The organism is Pseudaestuariivita atlantica, from assembly GCF_001205715.1.
Taxonomy (GTDB): Bacteria; Pseudomonadota; Alphaproteobacteria; order Rhodobacterales; family Rhodobacteraceae; genus Pseudaestuariivita; species Pseudaestuariivita atlantica.
In genome coordinates this window covers 117740-131748 of sequence record NZ_AQQZ01000008.1, presented here as the reverse complement: position 1 = coordinate 131748, position 14009 = coordinate 117740, and the positions used below count along the sequence as shown (strand labels likewise).

Here is a 14009-nt window from a genome sequence, read left to right as displayed (position 1 = left end):
AGGCAGGGTTGACCGGGCCGGAGCGCCCCGTCGCGGCCGAAAACGACGACGCCGCGTCGATCTTGGACGACGCGGCGTGTCATGTGCGGGGTGGGGCCGCCCGTGGGCGGCCCCGGATGCGTGCCGGATCAGTCCGACCAGCTGACGCCGGTGAGGTCCGTCGCCTGCGTCGGCGCGTTGGCCCACAGCCCGTTCAGCTTGGCATTGGCGACGCCAAGCGAGGCAAGCTGGAACAGGTAGCCGTTGACGTAATCCTTGGCGATGATCGTTTCCGCCTCGCGGATCAGTTCGGTCCGCTTGTCGGGATCCGTCGTCTTGGTCAGCGTCTCGATCAGGGCCTGGAAGTCCGGATTGTCGTACTGGAAGTAGTAATCCGGGCGGGCATAGATGCCGATGTCGAAGGGCTCGGTATGGCTGACGATGGTCAGGCCGAAATTCTTGCCCCGGAACACGGTTTCCAGCCACTGCGCCCATTCGACGTTGATGATCTCTGCCTTGATGCCCACCTCGGCCAGTTGCGCCGCGATGATCTCGCCGCCGCGACGGGCGTAGGAGGGGGGCGGCAGGTGCAACGTGGTTTCGAACCCGTCGGGCAGACCGGCCTCGGCCAGCAGAGCCTTCGACTTCGCCGGGTCGTAGGCCGACATGGCGGTCAGGTCGACATAGGCCGGGTTGTGCGGCGCGAAATGGGTGCCGATGGGCGTGCCGTAGCCGAACATCGCGCCGTCGATGATCGCCTGCCGGTCGATGGCATGGGCCACGGCCTCGCGCACCAGCACATTGTCGAAGGGCGGCATCTTGTTGTTGGTGGACAGGATCGTCTCGCCCTCGGTCGAGCCGACGAGGACCTGGAACCGCGGATCGGCGTCGAATTGCGGCAGGTTCTCCGGTGCCGGGAAGCCCGAGAAGGCGTCGATATCCTCGGCCATCATCGCGGCGAAGGCGGCGGTGGGGTCCGAGATGAACTTGAAGGTCGCCGCCGTCAGCGCGGGCTTGTCGCCCCAGTAGCCGTCATAGGCCGCCAGTTCGACCCGGTCGCCCTGCACCCAGTCCTTGAACATGAAGGGGCCGGTGCCGACCGGGTTCTGCTTGATCCCGTCGATCGATTCCGGCGCCACGATCACCGCGTCGCCCCAGGCCATGTTGAACAGGAAGTTGCCGTCGGGCGCGGTCAGCGTCACCTGCACGGTCTGCGCGTCCTTCACGGTCACGTCGGCGATCCCTGCAAACAGCGCCTTCTGCGCGTTCGTCGAATCCTCGGCCCGCGCGCGGTCGAGGCTGAACTTCACGTCCTTGGCATCCATCGTGGTGCCGTCGTGGAAGGTCACGCCCGAGCGCAGGTTGAAGGTGTAGGAGGTGCCGTCCTCGCTGATCTCCCACGATTCGGCCAGCGCGGGCACGACGCTGCCGTCTTCCATGAACCGCGTCAGCCCTTCGAACACGTTGGCATAAAGCACTTGGTCGATGGCGCCGGCGGCGGCGGAGGTGGGGTCAAGATGCGGCGGCTCAAGCTGCAGGCCGACGGTTATGTCGTCCTTGGCGGTCGCCGCGCCGGCCAGAATGGCAAGGGCCGAGGCGGCCAGAATAAGGTGACGCATGGCGGGGTTCTCCCTGTTTCAGTCGCTCGGCAGGGTACCCCGCCGCGCCGCGAAGGGCCAGAGCAAGCAAGGGTTGCAAAGCGCGGGACCTCACGTTACTCCCGCCGCCTTCCTTTAGGGCAAGCGAGGGTGCCGCCATGTCGGGCGACGTGCTGGGTGTCGATTTCGGCACCTCCAATTCCGCCGTGGGCGTCATGCGGGACGGCGCGCCCGTCCTGTTGCCGGTCGAGGGTGGTGCAACGACGCTGCCCACCGCCGTCTTCTTCGATTTCGACGCGGGCGCGGTGCGCTATGGCCGGGCGGCGCAGGAGTTGCTGTTCGACGGTGCGCATGGCCGCTACATGCGCGCGCTGAAAAGCGTGCTGGGCACGTCGCTGATGCACGAACGCCGCGCCCTGATGGGGGAGCGGCTGACCTTCGTCGACATCACCGGGCGGTTCCTCGCCCATCTCAAGGCGCGGGCCGAGGCGGCGGCGGGCCGCGCCTTCGACCGCGCGCTGTCGGGGCGGCCGGTGCATTTCCATTCCGCCGATCCCGCCCGCGACGCGCGGGCCGAGGATGACCTGCGCGCCTGTTACGCCGCCGCCGGATTCGCCGGGGTGCGGTTCCTGCCCGAACCGGTCGCCGCCGCGCGGGCCAATGCGGGCGTGCTGGCCGGCGGCGGGCGCGGGCTGATCGTCGATATCGGCGGCGGCACGTCGGATTTCACCCTGTTCGAAGGCGACGGGCACGACGTCACCATCCTTGCCAATGGCGGGGTGCGGCTGGGCGGGACGGATTTCGACCGGCTTCTGTCGCTCGACCACGTGATGGGGTTGATGGGGCGCGGCTCGCGCATCCGTCACCTGTTCGGGGGCGACACGCATCTCGCGCCCAACGCGGTCTATGACGACCTCGCCACGTGGGCCAAGATCCCTTTCGTCCAGTCGCGCGACACGCTGCGGCTGGCGAAGGACCTCGCCCGCCACGCGGTGGAGCCGGACAAGCTGGCGCGGCTGGTGCGGGTGATCGGGGACGAATTGGGCCACGACGTGGCCTTCGCGGTCGAGGCCGCCAAGATCGCCGCGAACACGGGCGACACGCAGGTGCGGCTGGACATGGTCGAGCGCGGGCTGGAAGCGCCCCTGACGCGGGCGGCGCTGGCCGCAAGCCTTGCACAAAGCGGCGACCGGCTGGCCGACGTGGCCGAGGCCACGGCGCGCGCCACCGGCGGAGGGCCGGAAGAGGTCACCCACCTCGTCCTCGTGGGCGGGTCGAGCCTGATGGGCATGGTCGAGGCCGCGCTGCGCCCGCGCTTTCCCAATGCCGCGCTGCACCGGGGGGCGGCTTTGACGGCGATTGCCGAAGGACTGGCGCGCGCCTCTGCCGATCCATGGGACTGACCGCCCCGGCGCGGTGTCAGCGGATGCGCAACTCGGTCTCGGCGTCGAACAGGTAGGCATCCGCAGGGTCGAAGGTGATGCCGGTGCGGGCGCCGTCCTCGGCCAGACCCGCGCCGCGATGTTCCACCACCAGCTTCTCGCCCGTGTCGGACATCAGGTAGGCATAGCTGATCCCGCCCAAAGCCTCGGCGTGGGTGACCTCCATCGTGTCGCCGCTTGTGTCGAGCGACAGGTGCTCGGGCCGGATGCCCAGCGTCACGGCGGTGCCGTCGGCGGGCAGGGCGGCGGTGACCGCGACCGATGTTCCAAGCGCGGGGACCTCGACCGCGCCGCCCTTGACCGTGCCGGCGAGGAAATTCATCGGCGGGGAGCCGATGAAACCGCCCACGAACTTGTTGTCGGGGTCGTTATAGAGGTCCATCGGGGCGCCGACCTGTTCGATATGACCGGCACGCAGGATCACGATCTTGTCGGCCAGCGTCATCGCCTCGACCTGGTCGTGGGTGACATAGATCATCGTCGCGCCGATCTCGCGGTGCAGGCGGGCGATCTCCACCCGCATGTCCACCCGCAACTCGGCGTCGAGGTTCGACAGCGGTTCGTCGAACAGGAACACCTCGGGCCCGCGCACGATGGTCCGCCCGATGGCGACCCGCTGGCGCTGGCCGCCCGACAGGGCAGCGGGCTTGCGGTCGAGGTAGTCGTCGAGCTTCAGGATGCGGCTCGCCTCGGCCACCTTCTCGGCGATGCGGTCCTTGGGCACGCCGTTCATCTTCAGCCCGAAACCCATGTTCTCGCGCACCGTCATGTGCGGGTAAAGCGCGTAGGTCTGGAATACCATCGCCACGCCCCGGTCGGCGGGGTCGGCGCGGGTCACGTCGCGCGTGCCGATGCGGATCGTGCCGTCCGTCGTCTCCTCAAGCCCCGCGATCATGCGCAACAGCGTGGACTTGCCGCAGCCCGACGGCCCGACGAAGACGCAGAATTCCCCGTTCTCGACCTCGAGGTCGACACCGTGGATGACCTGGACGTCGCCGTAGCGTTTGAGGGCCTTTTCGAGCGTGACTCCGGACATGGGCGGTCTTTCTCAGCTTGGGGAATGTGCAGACGGGTCGTCTGACGGGAATTGCCAGTCATGCGCCGCGCCGCCGATGTCCTCGGCGGCGCGCAGAAGCGCCGGTTTGAACCCGTCGAGCGTGTCGAGCGCGTGGCGCGCGGTGGAGGTGGTGATCGACAGCGCGCCGATCACGCGGGCGGGCGAGGACAGGATCGGCGCGGCGATGCAGATGATGCCGGGCTCGTGCTCCTCGCGGTCATAGGCGACGCCCGATGCGCGGATGTCGTCCAGTTCCCGCATCAGCTTGATCGCGGTGTCGAGCGTGGCGGGCGTGTGGTCGTGGAAGGATTGCCGCGACAGCGCGTCCTGCAGCCGGTCGGGCGTGAGATGCGCCAGCATCGCCTTGCCGACGCCGGTGCAATAGGCCGGGCCGACCTTGCCCGCCTGGCTGAACATCTCGATCGGGTCGGTGGCGTTGCGCTTGTCGACATAGATGACCTGCCCCGCATCCATCTGGGCAAGGTGCACGGTTTCCTGCACCTCGGCCGCCAGCGCGTCGATGAACGGGCGCGCGATGGGGGCGAGCGAGGATTGCCGCCACGCCTCGTGCGCCAGCCGCACCAGCCGCAGCCCCAGCGCGTAGGCCTGCGTGTCGGGGTCCTGCGTCAGCATCCCCTGGTTGGTCAGGGTCTGCAGCATCCGGTACAGGGTGGCCTTGGGCAGCGGGCTCGCTTCAAGGATCGCGCTGAACCGGACGGGACGGCCAAAGGCCGCCACCAGGTCCAGCACATCGAGAGCCTTGCCGACCGTGCCGTCACCGGCCGCCGGGCTGTGAGCCTGCGTATTCATGTCTCCTCCCGTCCCGGCGCTGATTTCGGCGCCAAGACTGTTGACATCGGTAGCAAGCATGCCGCAAGGTTTCAATAGTTGAGATGCGGTTTCAATATGTGGAACCAACCGCGCTGCCGGGAGGGGGAACAACGGCACCGCATCCAACCCGATAGGAACAAAGGGAGGACTTCATGTTCCGTAAACTCACAACCGCTGCGGCGGCGCTCGCGCTCATGGCGTCGGGCGCGTTGGCGCGTGACCTCGTCATCAACTTCGACGACCTCAACCCCGGCCCGAAAGCCGCGTTCGAGGCCGCGATCGCGAAGTTCCAGGCCGAGAACCCCGACATCAACGTCATCGCCAACAACAACGACCGCGAAGCGCACAAGACGGCGATCCGCAACTTCCTGACCGCGGACGCGCCCGACGTGACCTCGTGGTATCCGGGCAACCGCATGGCGCCCTTCGTGGATGCGGGCCTGTTCATGCCGGTCGACGACGTCTGGGAAGAGAACGGCTTCAACGAGGACCTGGCCGCGATCAAGGCGACCATGTCGCGCGACGGCAAGATCTGGGGCGTGCCCTATTCGTACTACCAGTGGGGCATCTACTACCGGAAGGACATCTTCGACCTCCTGGGCCTCGAAGAGTTCGCAACCTGGGACGACATGCTGGCGGGCTGCGCCAAGATGAAGGACGCGGGCGTGACCCCGTTCACCATCGGCACCAAGTTCCTTTGGACCGCCGCTGGCGTCTTCGACTACATCAACCTGCGCACCAACGGCTATGACGTGCACAACGCGCTGACCGCGGGTGAGATCAAATATACCGACCCGCGCATCGTCGCCACGTTCGAGAACTGGAAACAGCTGATCGACGAGTGCGGCTTCGTCGAGAACCACGCCTCGATGTCGTGGCAGGATGCCATCGCGCCCTTCGCCAACGGCGACGCGGCGATGTACGTGATGGGCAACTTCTCGGTCGACGGCTACAAGAATGCCGGCCTGACCGAAGACCAGATCGACTTCATGCCGTTCCCGACGATCGACCCGTCGATCCCGCTGGCCGAAGAAGCGCCCGCGGACGCGTTCTTCATCCCGACCAACGCGAAGAACCCCGAAGACGCCAAGAAGTGGCTGGCCTTCGTGGCGCGTCCGGACGTGCAGACGGAATGGAACGCCACGATCGGGCAGCTGCCGATCAACTCCAAGGCCGAAGTGTCGGACAACAAGTTCATCCAGGAAGGCTTTGCCCTGCTGAACTCGGCCACCGGTCTCGCGCAGTTCTATGACCGCGACGCCCCGGCGGCGATGGCCAAGGCCGGCATGGAAGGCTTCCAGAAGTTCATGCTGGACACCTCGACCATGCAGGAAGTGCTGCAGCGCCTCGACGAGGTGCAGGCGGAAGTCTACTAAGACGACCCCCGCGGGGCGCGCGCGTGACGGACGTCGCGCGCCCCGTACCCCCCCCGCCCGCGGCGACGCGGGCCCCCGCGCGGCCCGCCCGACTGCCGGGCGCGTGACCCGCGCATCCCGCGCCACACAGCCACAGGACCCGACCCATGGCCCACGCCACCCTGCCAGACACCGACCTGCCGACCGAGGCATCCTGGCTGTCGCGCAACAAGCTGGCCATCGCGCCGTGGTTCTTCCTCGCACCCGCGCTCGTGTTCTTCGCGATCTACGTGGTCGGCCCGATCTTCGAATCGCTCTACCTGTCGCTGTTCGAATGGAACGGGCTGTATGACGCGCAGGGCAATTCGACCGCGACCTATATCGGGTTCGAGAACTACGTGAAGCTGTGGGATGACCCGAATTTCTGGACCTCGCTCGTCAACAACGTGCTGTGGCTGGTGCTGTTCATGCTGGCCGTGCCGCTGGGCCTGATGATCGCGCTGTTCCTCAACCAGGACGTGCCGGGGATGCGGCTCTACAAGTCGCTCTTTTTCTTCCCCTTCGTGATCAGCCAGGTCGTCGTCGGCCTGATCTTCGGCTGGTTCTACAACCCCGATTTCGGCGTGGTGGGGCAGGTCTACAAGGCGCTCTACTGCGAAGAGACGATCAACATCGTCGGCAACGTGACCTTCAAATGCGCCGGCTCCCCGCCTGACATCCTGTCCTCGCCCGAATTTGCCACCTACGGCATCATCGCCGCGGGCCTCTGGCCGCAGATCGCCTATTGCATGATCCTCTACCTCACCGGGCTGAACAACGTCGCCTCCGACCAGATCGAGGCCGGGCGCCTCGACGGTGCCAAGGGCTGGAAGATGCTGTGGTACGTCGTCTGGCCGCAACTGCGCCCGGCGACCTTCATCGCCGTGGTCGTGACCGTGATCGGCGCGCTGCGGTCGTTCGACATGATCGCGATCATGACGCAGGGCGGCCCGTTCGGGTCCACCAACGTGCTGTCGCACTACATGTACGAAACCGCCATTTCCGAATACGGCGAACGCTACGGCTATGGCTCGGCCATCGCGGTGGTGCTGTTCGCCATCATGCTCGTCTTCATCAGCTACTTCCTGTGGCGGATGTACCAGGACGAGAAGGGAGGCCGCTGACGATGTTCCCCCGCCCGATCGAGAAATCCGGCCCCGTCGCCCGCATCGGCTACCAGGCCTTCCTGCCGGTGGCGCTCTTCATCTGGCTCCTGCCGCTCCTGGCCATCGCCGTCACCTCGATCCGCGGCGCGAAGGACATCAACGCCGGCAACGTCTTCGGCTGGCCGAGCGAGTTCAAGCTGTGGGAGAACTACACCGCCGTCTTCACGCAATCCGAGGCCGCGACCTACATGCTGAACTCGGTCCTGATCACGGTGCCGACCGTGCTGATCTCGGTCTCGCTCGCCTGCCTCGCGGGATACGCGCTGGCGATCTACCGCTTCCGCGTGGCGCTGCCGCTGTTCTTCCTGTTCGTGGCGGGCAACTTCATCCCGTTCCAGATCCTCATGGTGCCGGTGCGCGACATGTCGGTGCAGACGGGCCTCTACGACACCATCGCCGGCCAGTTCCTGTTCCACGCCGCCTTCCAGACCGGGTTCTGCACGCTCTTCATGCGCAATTTCATCAAGGCGCTGCCCTTCGACCTGATCGAAAGCGCCCGGATCGAAGGCGTCGCCGAGTGGAAGATCTTCTGGTACGTCGTCCTGCCGCTCGTTCGCCCCGCCGTCGCGGCGCTGGCCGTGCTGATCTTCACCTTCGTCTGGAACGACTTCTTCTGGGCCAACGTGCTGACCCAGGGCGAAAGCGCCAAGCCGATCACCGCCGGGGTGCGGGCGCTGAACGGGCAGTTCGTCAACAACTGGCACCTCGTCTCCGCCGCGTCGCTTCTCGCCGCGATCCCGCCGGTGGCGATGTTCTTCCTGATGCAGCGCCACTTCATCGCCGGGCTGACGCTTGGTGCCGTGAAATAATACCTTCTTCGGTTTGACAAATACCTCGGGGGTCCGGGGGCTGGCCCCCGGTCCGCGATCCGCCAACAGAGACACGCCATGACCAAGATCACCTTCATCGGAGCAGGCTCCACCATCTTCGCCCGCAACATCCTCGGCGACGCCCTGCATTTCGAGGCGCTGCGCGACGCAACCTTCACCCTGATGGACATCGACCCAACCCGCCTTGCGGAGTCCGAACTGGTCGTGCGCCGCATGATCGACACGATGCAGACCGGCGCGCAGGTGGAAACCACCACTGACCAGCGCCGCGCCATCGAAGGGGCCGATTTCGTCGTCACCGCCTTCCAGATCGGCGGCTACGATCCCTGCACCATCACCGATTTCGAAATCCCCAAGGCCTATGGCCTGCGCCAGACCATCGCCGACACGCTGGGCGTGGGCGGCATCATGCGCGGCCTGCGCACCGTGCCGCACCTGTGGCGCGTGGCGCAAGACATGGCGGAACTCGCGCCCGATGCCGTGATGCTGCAATACGTCAACCCGATGGCGATCAACACATGGGCGCTGGCCGAACGCTTCCCGCAGGTGCGGCAGGTGGGGCTGTGCCACTCGGTCCAGAACACCGTGGAAGAGATCGCCCACGACCTCGACCTGCCGAAAGGGGAGATCGACTACCGCGTCGCGGGGGTGAACCACGTGGCCTTCTTCCTCGACCTTTCGCACGAGGGCACCTCGCTCTACCCGCGTCTGCGGCAGGGATACGCCTCGGGCGCGCTGCCGAAACCGCCGCTCCTGATGCCGCGCTGCTGGAACAAGGTGCGCTACGAGGTGATGGAGCACCTGGGCTATTTCTGCACCGAAAGCTCCGAACACCTCGCCGAATACGTGCCGTGGTTCATCAAGGAAGGCCGCGCGGACCTGATCGACAGCTTCCGCATCCCTCTCGACGAATACCCGACCCGCTGCATCGAACAGCAGGCCGACTGGGCACAGCAGGCCGAGGAACTGAAATCCTCCGCCACGGTCGAGGTCGCGAAGTCCCACGAATTCGCGGCCGAGATCATGAACGCCATGGTCACCGACACGCCCTACACGATCTACGGCAACCTGCCGAACCGGGGACAGGCGCCGCAACTGCCCTTGGGCGCGGCGGTGGAGGTGCCCTGCATGGTCGACCGCAACGGCGTACAGCCCACCGTCGTCGACGACATCCCGCCGCAACTGGTGGCGCTGATGCGCACCCAGATCAACGTGCAGGAGCTTGTCGTGCGCGCACTGGTCGATGAAGAGGTCGACCACATCTACCACGCCGCGATGATGGACCCGCATACCGCCGCCGAACTGGACATGCGCCAGATCCGCAACATGGTGACCGACCTGCTGACCGCCCATGGCGACTGGCTGCCCGAGTTCGCCCGCATCCGAAAGGCCGCCTGATGATCGCCACGTTCCACGACCTTGCAGGTGCGTCCGTCTACATCACCGGCGGCGGATCGGGCATCGGCGCGTCGCTGACCGATGGCTTCCTCGCGCAGGGCGCCAAGGTCGCCTTCGTGGGCCGGTCCGACGCCTCGTCCTTCTGCGACGAGATGGAAGAGAAACACGGGCAGCGCCCGCATTTCATGCAATGCGACATCACCGACACCGCGCATCTGAAGGAAACGCTGGCCGAGGCCTCGGCCCGGCACGGCACCGTCACGCGGCTGGTGAACAACGCCGCCAACGACAAGCGCCACGACCCGCTGGAGGTGGACGAAGCGTTCTGGGACTGGATGATCGCGATCAACCTCAAGGCCTGTTTCTTCGCCTGCCAGGCGGCCATTCCGGGCATGATCGAGGCAGGCGGCGGGGCCATCGTGAACTTCTCGTCGATCAGCTACATGATGGGCAACGCAGGCTACCCGATCTACACCGCGGCCAATTCCGGCATCAACGGCATGACCCGCTCGCTCGCCCGAGAATACGGGCCGAACCGCATCCGCGTGAACGCGCTCGCCCCCGGCTGGGTCCTGACGCAGAAACAGAAGGACATGTGGGTGACCGAGGAAGGGCTCGCCGCCCATCTCGCCCGGCAATGCCTGAAGGACACGCTGGAGCCTGACGACATCATCGGCGGCACGCTGTTTCTCGCCTCGGACATCTCCAAGATGATGACCGGGCAGGCGCTGGTGATCGACGGCGGCGTGGTGGTGACGGGATGAGCGCGCCCGTCGCATGGTTCGCGGCCGATTGGGGCACGACGCATCTGCGCCTCTGGGCGCTCGATGCCGGTGGCACGGTGGTCTGGAGCCGTGACAGCGATGAAGGCATGGGAAAGCTCGCCCCCGGCGGCGCGTTCGAGACCGCGTTGGTCCGCCTGATCGGGGCCGACATGCCTGCCGGGCCGGTGCCGGTGATCGTCTGCGGCATGGCCGGGTCGCGGCAGGGTTGGGCCGAAGCGCCCTATGCCACGACGCCCTGTTCGCCGCCGGGCCTTGATGCCGCGACGCGGGTGCCGACGGCGGGGGAGCGGCTGCGCGTCCACCTTCTGCCGGGCGTCAAGCAGGACACGCCTGCCGACGTGATGCGCGGGGAGGAAACGCAGATCGCCGGTCTGATCGCGCGCGACCCGGAGTTTGACGGGGTGGTGTGCCTGCCGGGCACGCATACCAAGTGGGTGCGCATCTCGGCCCGCGAGATCGTGTCGTTCCAGACCTTCATGACGGGCGAGTTGTTCGACCTGCTGTCGCGGCAATCGGTGCTGCGGCACGGGATCGGCGACGGGTGGGACGCGGCGGCGTTCGAACAGGCGGTGTCGGACACGCTGGCGCGGCCCGCGACCATCGCCGCGCAACTGTTCGGCATCCGCTCTTCCGGCCTGGTGGCCGGCCTCGCGGGGGACGCTGCGCGGTCGCGGCTGTCGGGGCTTCTGATCGGGGCGGAACTGGCCGGCGCGCGGCCCTACTGGCTGGGCCAGCGTATCGCCATCCTCGGGGCCGAGGGCGTCGGCGACGCCTACGAGGCGGCGCTGGCCGCGCAGGGCGCGCAGGTGGAACGGGTCGACGCCGCCGGGCTGACGCTGGACGGGCTGCGCGCGGCGTGGTCCGCGCTGAAGGAGGACGCATGATGCGCAACCTGATCGCCATCCTGCGCGGCATCACCCCGCCCGAGGCGGTGGATGTCTGCGCCGCCATCATTGATGCCGGGATCACCACGGTCGAGGTGCCGCTGAACTCTCCCGATCCGCTGGACAGCATCGCCGCCATGGCCCGCGCCTTCGGCGACCGCGCTGTGATCGGTGCGGGCACCGTGCTGACGACGCACGCGGTGGGGCAGGTGGCCGATGCGGGCGGGCGGCTGATCGTCTCCCCCGATTGCAACCCGGCCGTGATAGCCGCGACCAAGGCGCGCGGGCTGGCCTCGTGGCCGGGCGTCTTCACCCCGACGGAAGCCTTTGCCGCGCTGGCCGCGGGCGCCGACGGGCTAAAGATCTTCCCCGCCTCGATGATGGGCGTGAGCGGGCTGAAGGCCCTGCGCGCGGTCCTGCCCGCGGGCACACAGGTCTATGCCGTGGGCGGCGCGGGGCCGGAGAATTTCGTGGACTGGGCCACGGTTGCGGATGGCTACGGCATCGGATCGGCGCTGTACGCGCCCGGTGACAGCGCGGCGCAGGTCGCTGAAAAGGCGGCGAAAATCGTCGCCGCCTATGACGAGGCGCATGGATGAAACGCACGCTGGGGGTCTGCTACTACCCCGAACACTGGCCTGAAGCGCAATGGGCCGAGGACGCGCGCCGCATGGCCGAAGCGGGCCTCACATGGGTCCGCATTGGCGAATTCGCCTGGGGCCGGGTCGAGCCGCGCGAGGGGGAGTTCGACTGGGGCTGGCTTGACCGCGCGATCGACTCGCTGGGCGCGGCGGGGCTGAAGGTCGTGCTTGGCACGCCCACCGCCACGCCACCCTACTGGGTCGTGGCAAAGCATCCCGATATGCTCGCCATCGATGCCGAAGGCCGCCCGCGCAAGTTCGGATCGCGCCGCCATTACTGCTTCAGCCACCAGGTCTTCCGCGTCGAGGCCGCGCGGATCACCGAAGCCTATGCCGCGCGCTACGGCGCCAACCCGCATGTCGCGGCATGGCAGACCGACAATGAATACGGCTGCCACGACACCATCCTCAGCTATTCCGACGCCGCCCGCCGCGCCTTCCGCGACTGGCTGCGCCATCGCTTCCAGACGGTCGATGCGCTGAACGAGGCATGGGGCAACGTGTTCTGGTCGATGGACTATCCCTCTTTCGACGCGGTTGACCTGCCGAACCTGACGGTGACCGAACCGAACCCCGCGCACGTGCTGGCCTTTCGCCGCTTCGCCTCGCACGAGGTGGTGACGTTCAACGCCATGCAGGCCGAAATCATCCGCCGCCATTCCGACGCGCCCATCGCGCACAATTACATGGGCCGCGTGACCGAGTTCGACCATTTCGCGGTGGGTGCGGACCTCGATATCGCGTCGTGGGACAGCTATCCGCTGGGTTTCCTCGAAGACCGGGTGGGGGCGGACGCGGCGCGGCAGGCGATGTATGCGCGGCAGGGCGATCCGGATTTCCAGGCTTTCCACCATGACCTGTACCGCTCTGTCGGTCGGGGCCGCTGGTGGATCATGGAACAGCAGCCCGGCCCGGTGAACTGGGCCCCCGTGAACCCCGCGCCCCTGCCGGGCATGGTGCGCGTCTGGACGTGGGAGGCGTTCGCCCACGGGGCCGAGGCGGTGTGCTATTTCCGCTGGCGGCAGGCGCCGTTCGCGCAGGAACAGATGCATGCGGGGCTTCTGCGGCCCGACAGCGCGCCTGCGCCGGGACTGGCCGAGGCGCAGGAAGTTGCGGATGAGCTTGCGGGCGAGGCCGGGGCGGCGCAGGCCCCCGTCGCGCTGATCTTCGACTACGATGCCGACTGGGCGTGGGCGGTGCAGCCGCATGGCGCGGGGCTGAGCTATTTCGGGCTGGTCTTCGACACCTACCGCGCGCTCCGGCGGCTGGGCCTGTCGGTCGACATCCTGCCACCCGACACGCGCGATTTCACCGGCTACGCGATGGTGCTGGCCCCCGGCCTGATGCACGTGCCGGACGCCCTGAAGACGGCGCTTGCGGCGGCGGAGGGGCAGGTGATCGTCGGCCCGCGCGCGGCGGCGCGCGACGGGCACATGGCGATCCCGGTACCGCTGCCGCCGTCGCTGCCGGGGCTCGAAGTGACAGTCACGCATGTGGAGACGATCCGAGAGGACACGCCGCGCCCGGTGACGGGGGCGGTCGAGGGCCGCGCGATCCGCTATGTCGAGGCGCTGGACGGCGCGGCGACACCGCTCCTGACGGACGAGACCGGCGGCACCGTGGCGGTGGCAAGCGGGGGCCTGTGCTACCTTGGCGCGTGGCTCGACGAGGACACGCTTGTCAGCTTCCTCGAAACCCGCGCGCACAAGGCGGGGCTTGCCACCACGCGCCTGCCCGGCGGCCTGCGCTGCCGCGACACCGGGACCGAGCGGTTCTGGATCAATTACGACGCCACGCCGCACGACACGCCCGACGGCCCGGTCGACGGGCCGGGGGTTCTGCGCGTGCCCCTGCGATAGGCGGGATCGGCAAAAACGCCACACCTTCCGGGAGGCAGGGTTTTCCTGACTAAGCCGGGACCCGGTTTCATGTTATCGTTACGTCAACCGGCGGGTTTTTTCGCTTGTCGGGGAAATACGGATCACCTGCCTCGAACGTGCGGTT

Annotated in this window: 12 protein-coding genes; 9 read left to right on the top strand and 3 right to left on the bottom strand. The window is 67.4% G+C overall.

Going from position 1 to position 14009, the window contains the following annotated elements; genetic code table 11:
- Positions 1–128: 128 nt before the first annotated feature.
- Positions 129–1598 (bottom strand): ABC transporter substrate-binding protein, encoded by a 1470-nt coding sequence (locus ATO11_RS16475; protein WP_050532008.1) that lies wholly within the window; start codon positions 1596–1598, stop codon positions 129–131.
- 137 nt (positions 1599–1735) lie between these two features.
- On the opposite strand from ATO11_RS16475, the gene ATO11_RS16470 reads away from it, so the two are divergent.
- Positions 1736–2980: an Hsp70 family protein gene (locus ATO11_RS16470; RefSeq protein WP_050532007.1), complete on the top strand. Its 1245-nt coding sequence runs from the start codon at positions 1736–1738 to the stop codon at positions 2978–2980.
- Between the two features lie 16 nt (positions 2981–2996).
- Here the strand turns inward: ATO11_RS16470 and ATO11_RS16465 are convergent, their stop codons facing one another.
- Together ATO11_RS16465 and ATO11_RS16460 are read right to left on the bottom strand one after the other, a co-directional pair.
- Positions 2997–4055, bottom strand: a complete 1059-nt coding sequence (locus ATO11_RS16465) for an ABC transporter ATP-binding protein (RefSeq protein WP_050532006.1) — start codon at positions 4053–4055, stop codon at positions 2997–2999.
- Positions 4056–4067: 12 nt separating this feature from the next.
- Positions 4068–4886 carry an IclR family transcriptional regulator gene (locus tag ATO11_RS16460; protein WP_050532102.1) on the bottom strand — a complete coding sequence of 273 codons (819 nt, stop codon included), beginning with the start codon at positions 4884–4886 and terminating at the stop codon, positions 4068–4070.
- Positions 4887–5059: 173 nt separating this feature from the next.
- On the opposite strand from ATO11_RS16460, the gene ATO11_RS16455 reads away from it, so the two are divergent.
- The 8 genes from ATO11_RS16455 to ATO11_RS16420 all read left to right on the top strand — a co-directional run bounded on the left by ATO11_RS16455 (position 5060) and on the right by ATO11_RS16420 (position 13864).
- Complete coding sequence (locus tag ATO11_RS16455) at positions 5060–6283, top strand: ABC transporter substrate-binding protein (RefSeq protein WP_050532005.1); 1224 nt, start codon at positions 5060–5062, stop codon at positions 6281–6283.
- 146 nt (positions 6284–6429) lie between these two features.
- Positions 6430–7425, top strand: a complete 996-nt coding sequence (locus ATO11_RS16450; protein WP_050532004.1) for a carbohydrate ABC transporter permease — start codon at positions 6430–6432, stop codon at positions 7423–7425.
- 2 nt (positions 7426–7427) lie between these two features.
- Entirely contained in the window at positions 7428–8276 is an 849-nt protein-coding gene (locus tag ATO11_RS16445) for a carbohydrate ABC transporter permease (RefSeq protein ID WP_050532003.1), read from the top strand.
- Positions 8277–8354: 78 nt separating this feature from the next.
- The gene (gene melA, locus ATO11_RS16440; RefSeq protein ID WP_050532002.1) at positions 8355–9695 is read left to right on the top strand and encodes an alpha-glucosidase/alpha-galactosidase; all 1341 of its coding nucleotides are present in this window, start codon (positions 8355–8357) and stop codon (positions 9693–9695) included.
- The gene (locus tag ATO11_RS16435) at positions 9695–10459 is read left to right on the top strand and encodes an SDR family NAD(P)-dependent oxidoreductase (RefSeq protein WP_050532001.1); all 765 of its coding nucleotides are present in this window, start codon (positions 9695–9697) and stop codon (positions 10457–10459) included. The genes melA and ATO11_RS16435 overlap by 1 nt, the downstream gene beginning before the upstream one ends.
- Complete coding sequence (locus ATO11_RS16430) at positions 10456–11364, top strand: 2-dehydro-3-deoxygalactonokinase (RefSeq protein ID WP_050532000.1); 909 nt, start codon at positions 10456–10458, stop codon at positions 11362–11364. Before ATO11_RS16435 ends, ATO11_RS16430 begins: the two co-directional genes overlap by 4 nt.
- On the top strand, positions 11361–11963 hold the full coding sequence (locus ATO11_RS16425; protein WP_050531999.1) for a 2-dehydro-3-deoxy-6-phosphogalactonate aldolase: 603 nt from the start codon (positions 11361–11363) through the stop codon (positions 11961–11963). Before ATO11_RS16430 ends, ATO11_RS16425 begins: the two co-directional genes overlap by 4 nt.
- Entirely contained in the window at positions 11960–13864 is a 1905-nt protein-coding gene (locus tag ATO11_RS16420; RefSeq protein WP_050531998.1) for a beta-galactosidase, read from the top strand. Before ATO11_RS16425 ends, ATO11_RS16420 begins: the two co-directional genes overlap by 4 nt.
- Positions 13865–14009: the final 145 nt, after the last annotated feature.

What these genes read in the sequence shown, in the direction of transcription:
- ATO11_RS16475 (WP_050532008.1), bottom strand. Translation starts at nt 1,598, where the DNA reads ATGCGTCACCTTATTCTGGCCGCCTCGGCCCTTGCCATTCTGGCCGGC.
- ATO11_RS16470 (WP_050532007.1), top strand. Translation starts at nt 1,736, where the DNA reads ATGTCGGGCGACGTGCTGGGTGTCGATTTCGGCACCTCCAATTCCGCC.
- ATO11_RS16465 (WP_050532006.1), bottom strand. Translation starts at nt 4,055, where the DNA reads ATGTCCGGAGTCACGCTCGAAAAGGCCCTCAAACGCTACGGCGACGTC.
- ATO11_RS16460 (WP_050532102.1), bottom strand. Translation starts at nt 4,886, where the DNA reads ATGAATACGCAGGCTCACAGCCCGGCGGCCGGTGACGGCACGGTCGGC.
- ATO11_RS16455 (WP_050532005.1), top strand. Translation starts at nt 5,060, where the DNA reads ATGTTCCGTAAACTCACAACCGCTGCGGCGGCGCTCGCGCTCATGGCG.
- ATO11_RS16450 (WP_050532004.1), top strand. Translation starts at nt 6,430, where the DNA reads ATGGCCCACGCCACCCTGCCAGACACCGACCTGCCGACCGAGGCATCC.
- ATO11_RS16445 (WP_050532003.1), top strand. Translation starts at nt 7,428, where the DNA reads ATGTTCCCCCGCCCGATCGAGAAATCCGGCCCCGTCGCCCGCATCGGC.
- melA (WP_050532002.1), top strand. Translation starts at nt 8,355, where the DNA reads ATGACCAAGATCACCTTCATCGGAGCAGGCTCCACCATCTTCGCCCGC.
- ATO11_RS16435 (WP_050532001.1), top strand. Translation starts at nt 9,695, where the DNA reads ATGATCGCCACGTTCCACGACCTTGCAGGTGCGTCCGTCTACATCACC.
- ATO11_RS16430 (WP_050532000.1), top strand. Translation starts at nt 10,456, where the DNA reads ATGAGCGCGCCCGTCGCATGGTTCGCGGCCGATTGGGGCACGACGCAT.
- ATO11_RS16425 (WP_050531999.1), top strand. Translation starts at nt 11,361, where the DNA reads ATGATGCGCAACCTGATCGCCATCCTGCGCGGCATCACCCCGCCCGAG.
- ATO11_RS16420 (WP_050531998.1), top strand. Translation starts at nt 11,960, where the DNA reads ATGAAACGCACGCTGGGGGTCTGCTACTACCCCGAACACTGGCCTGAA.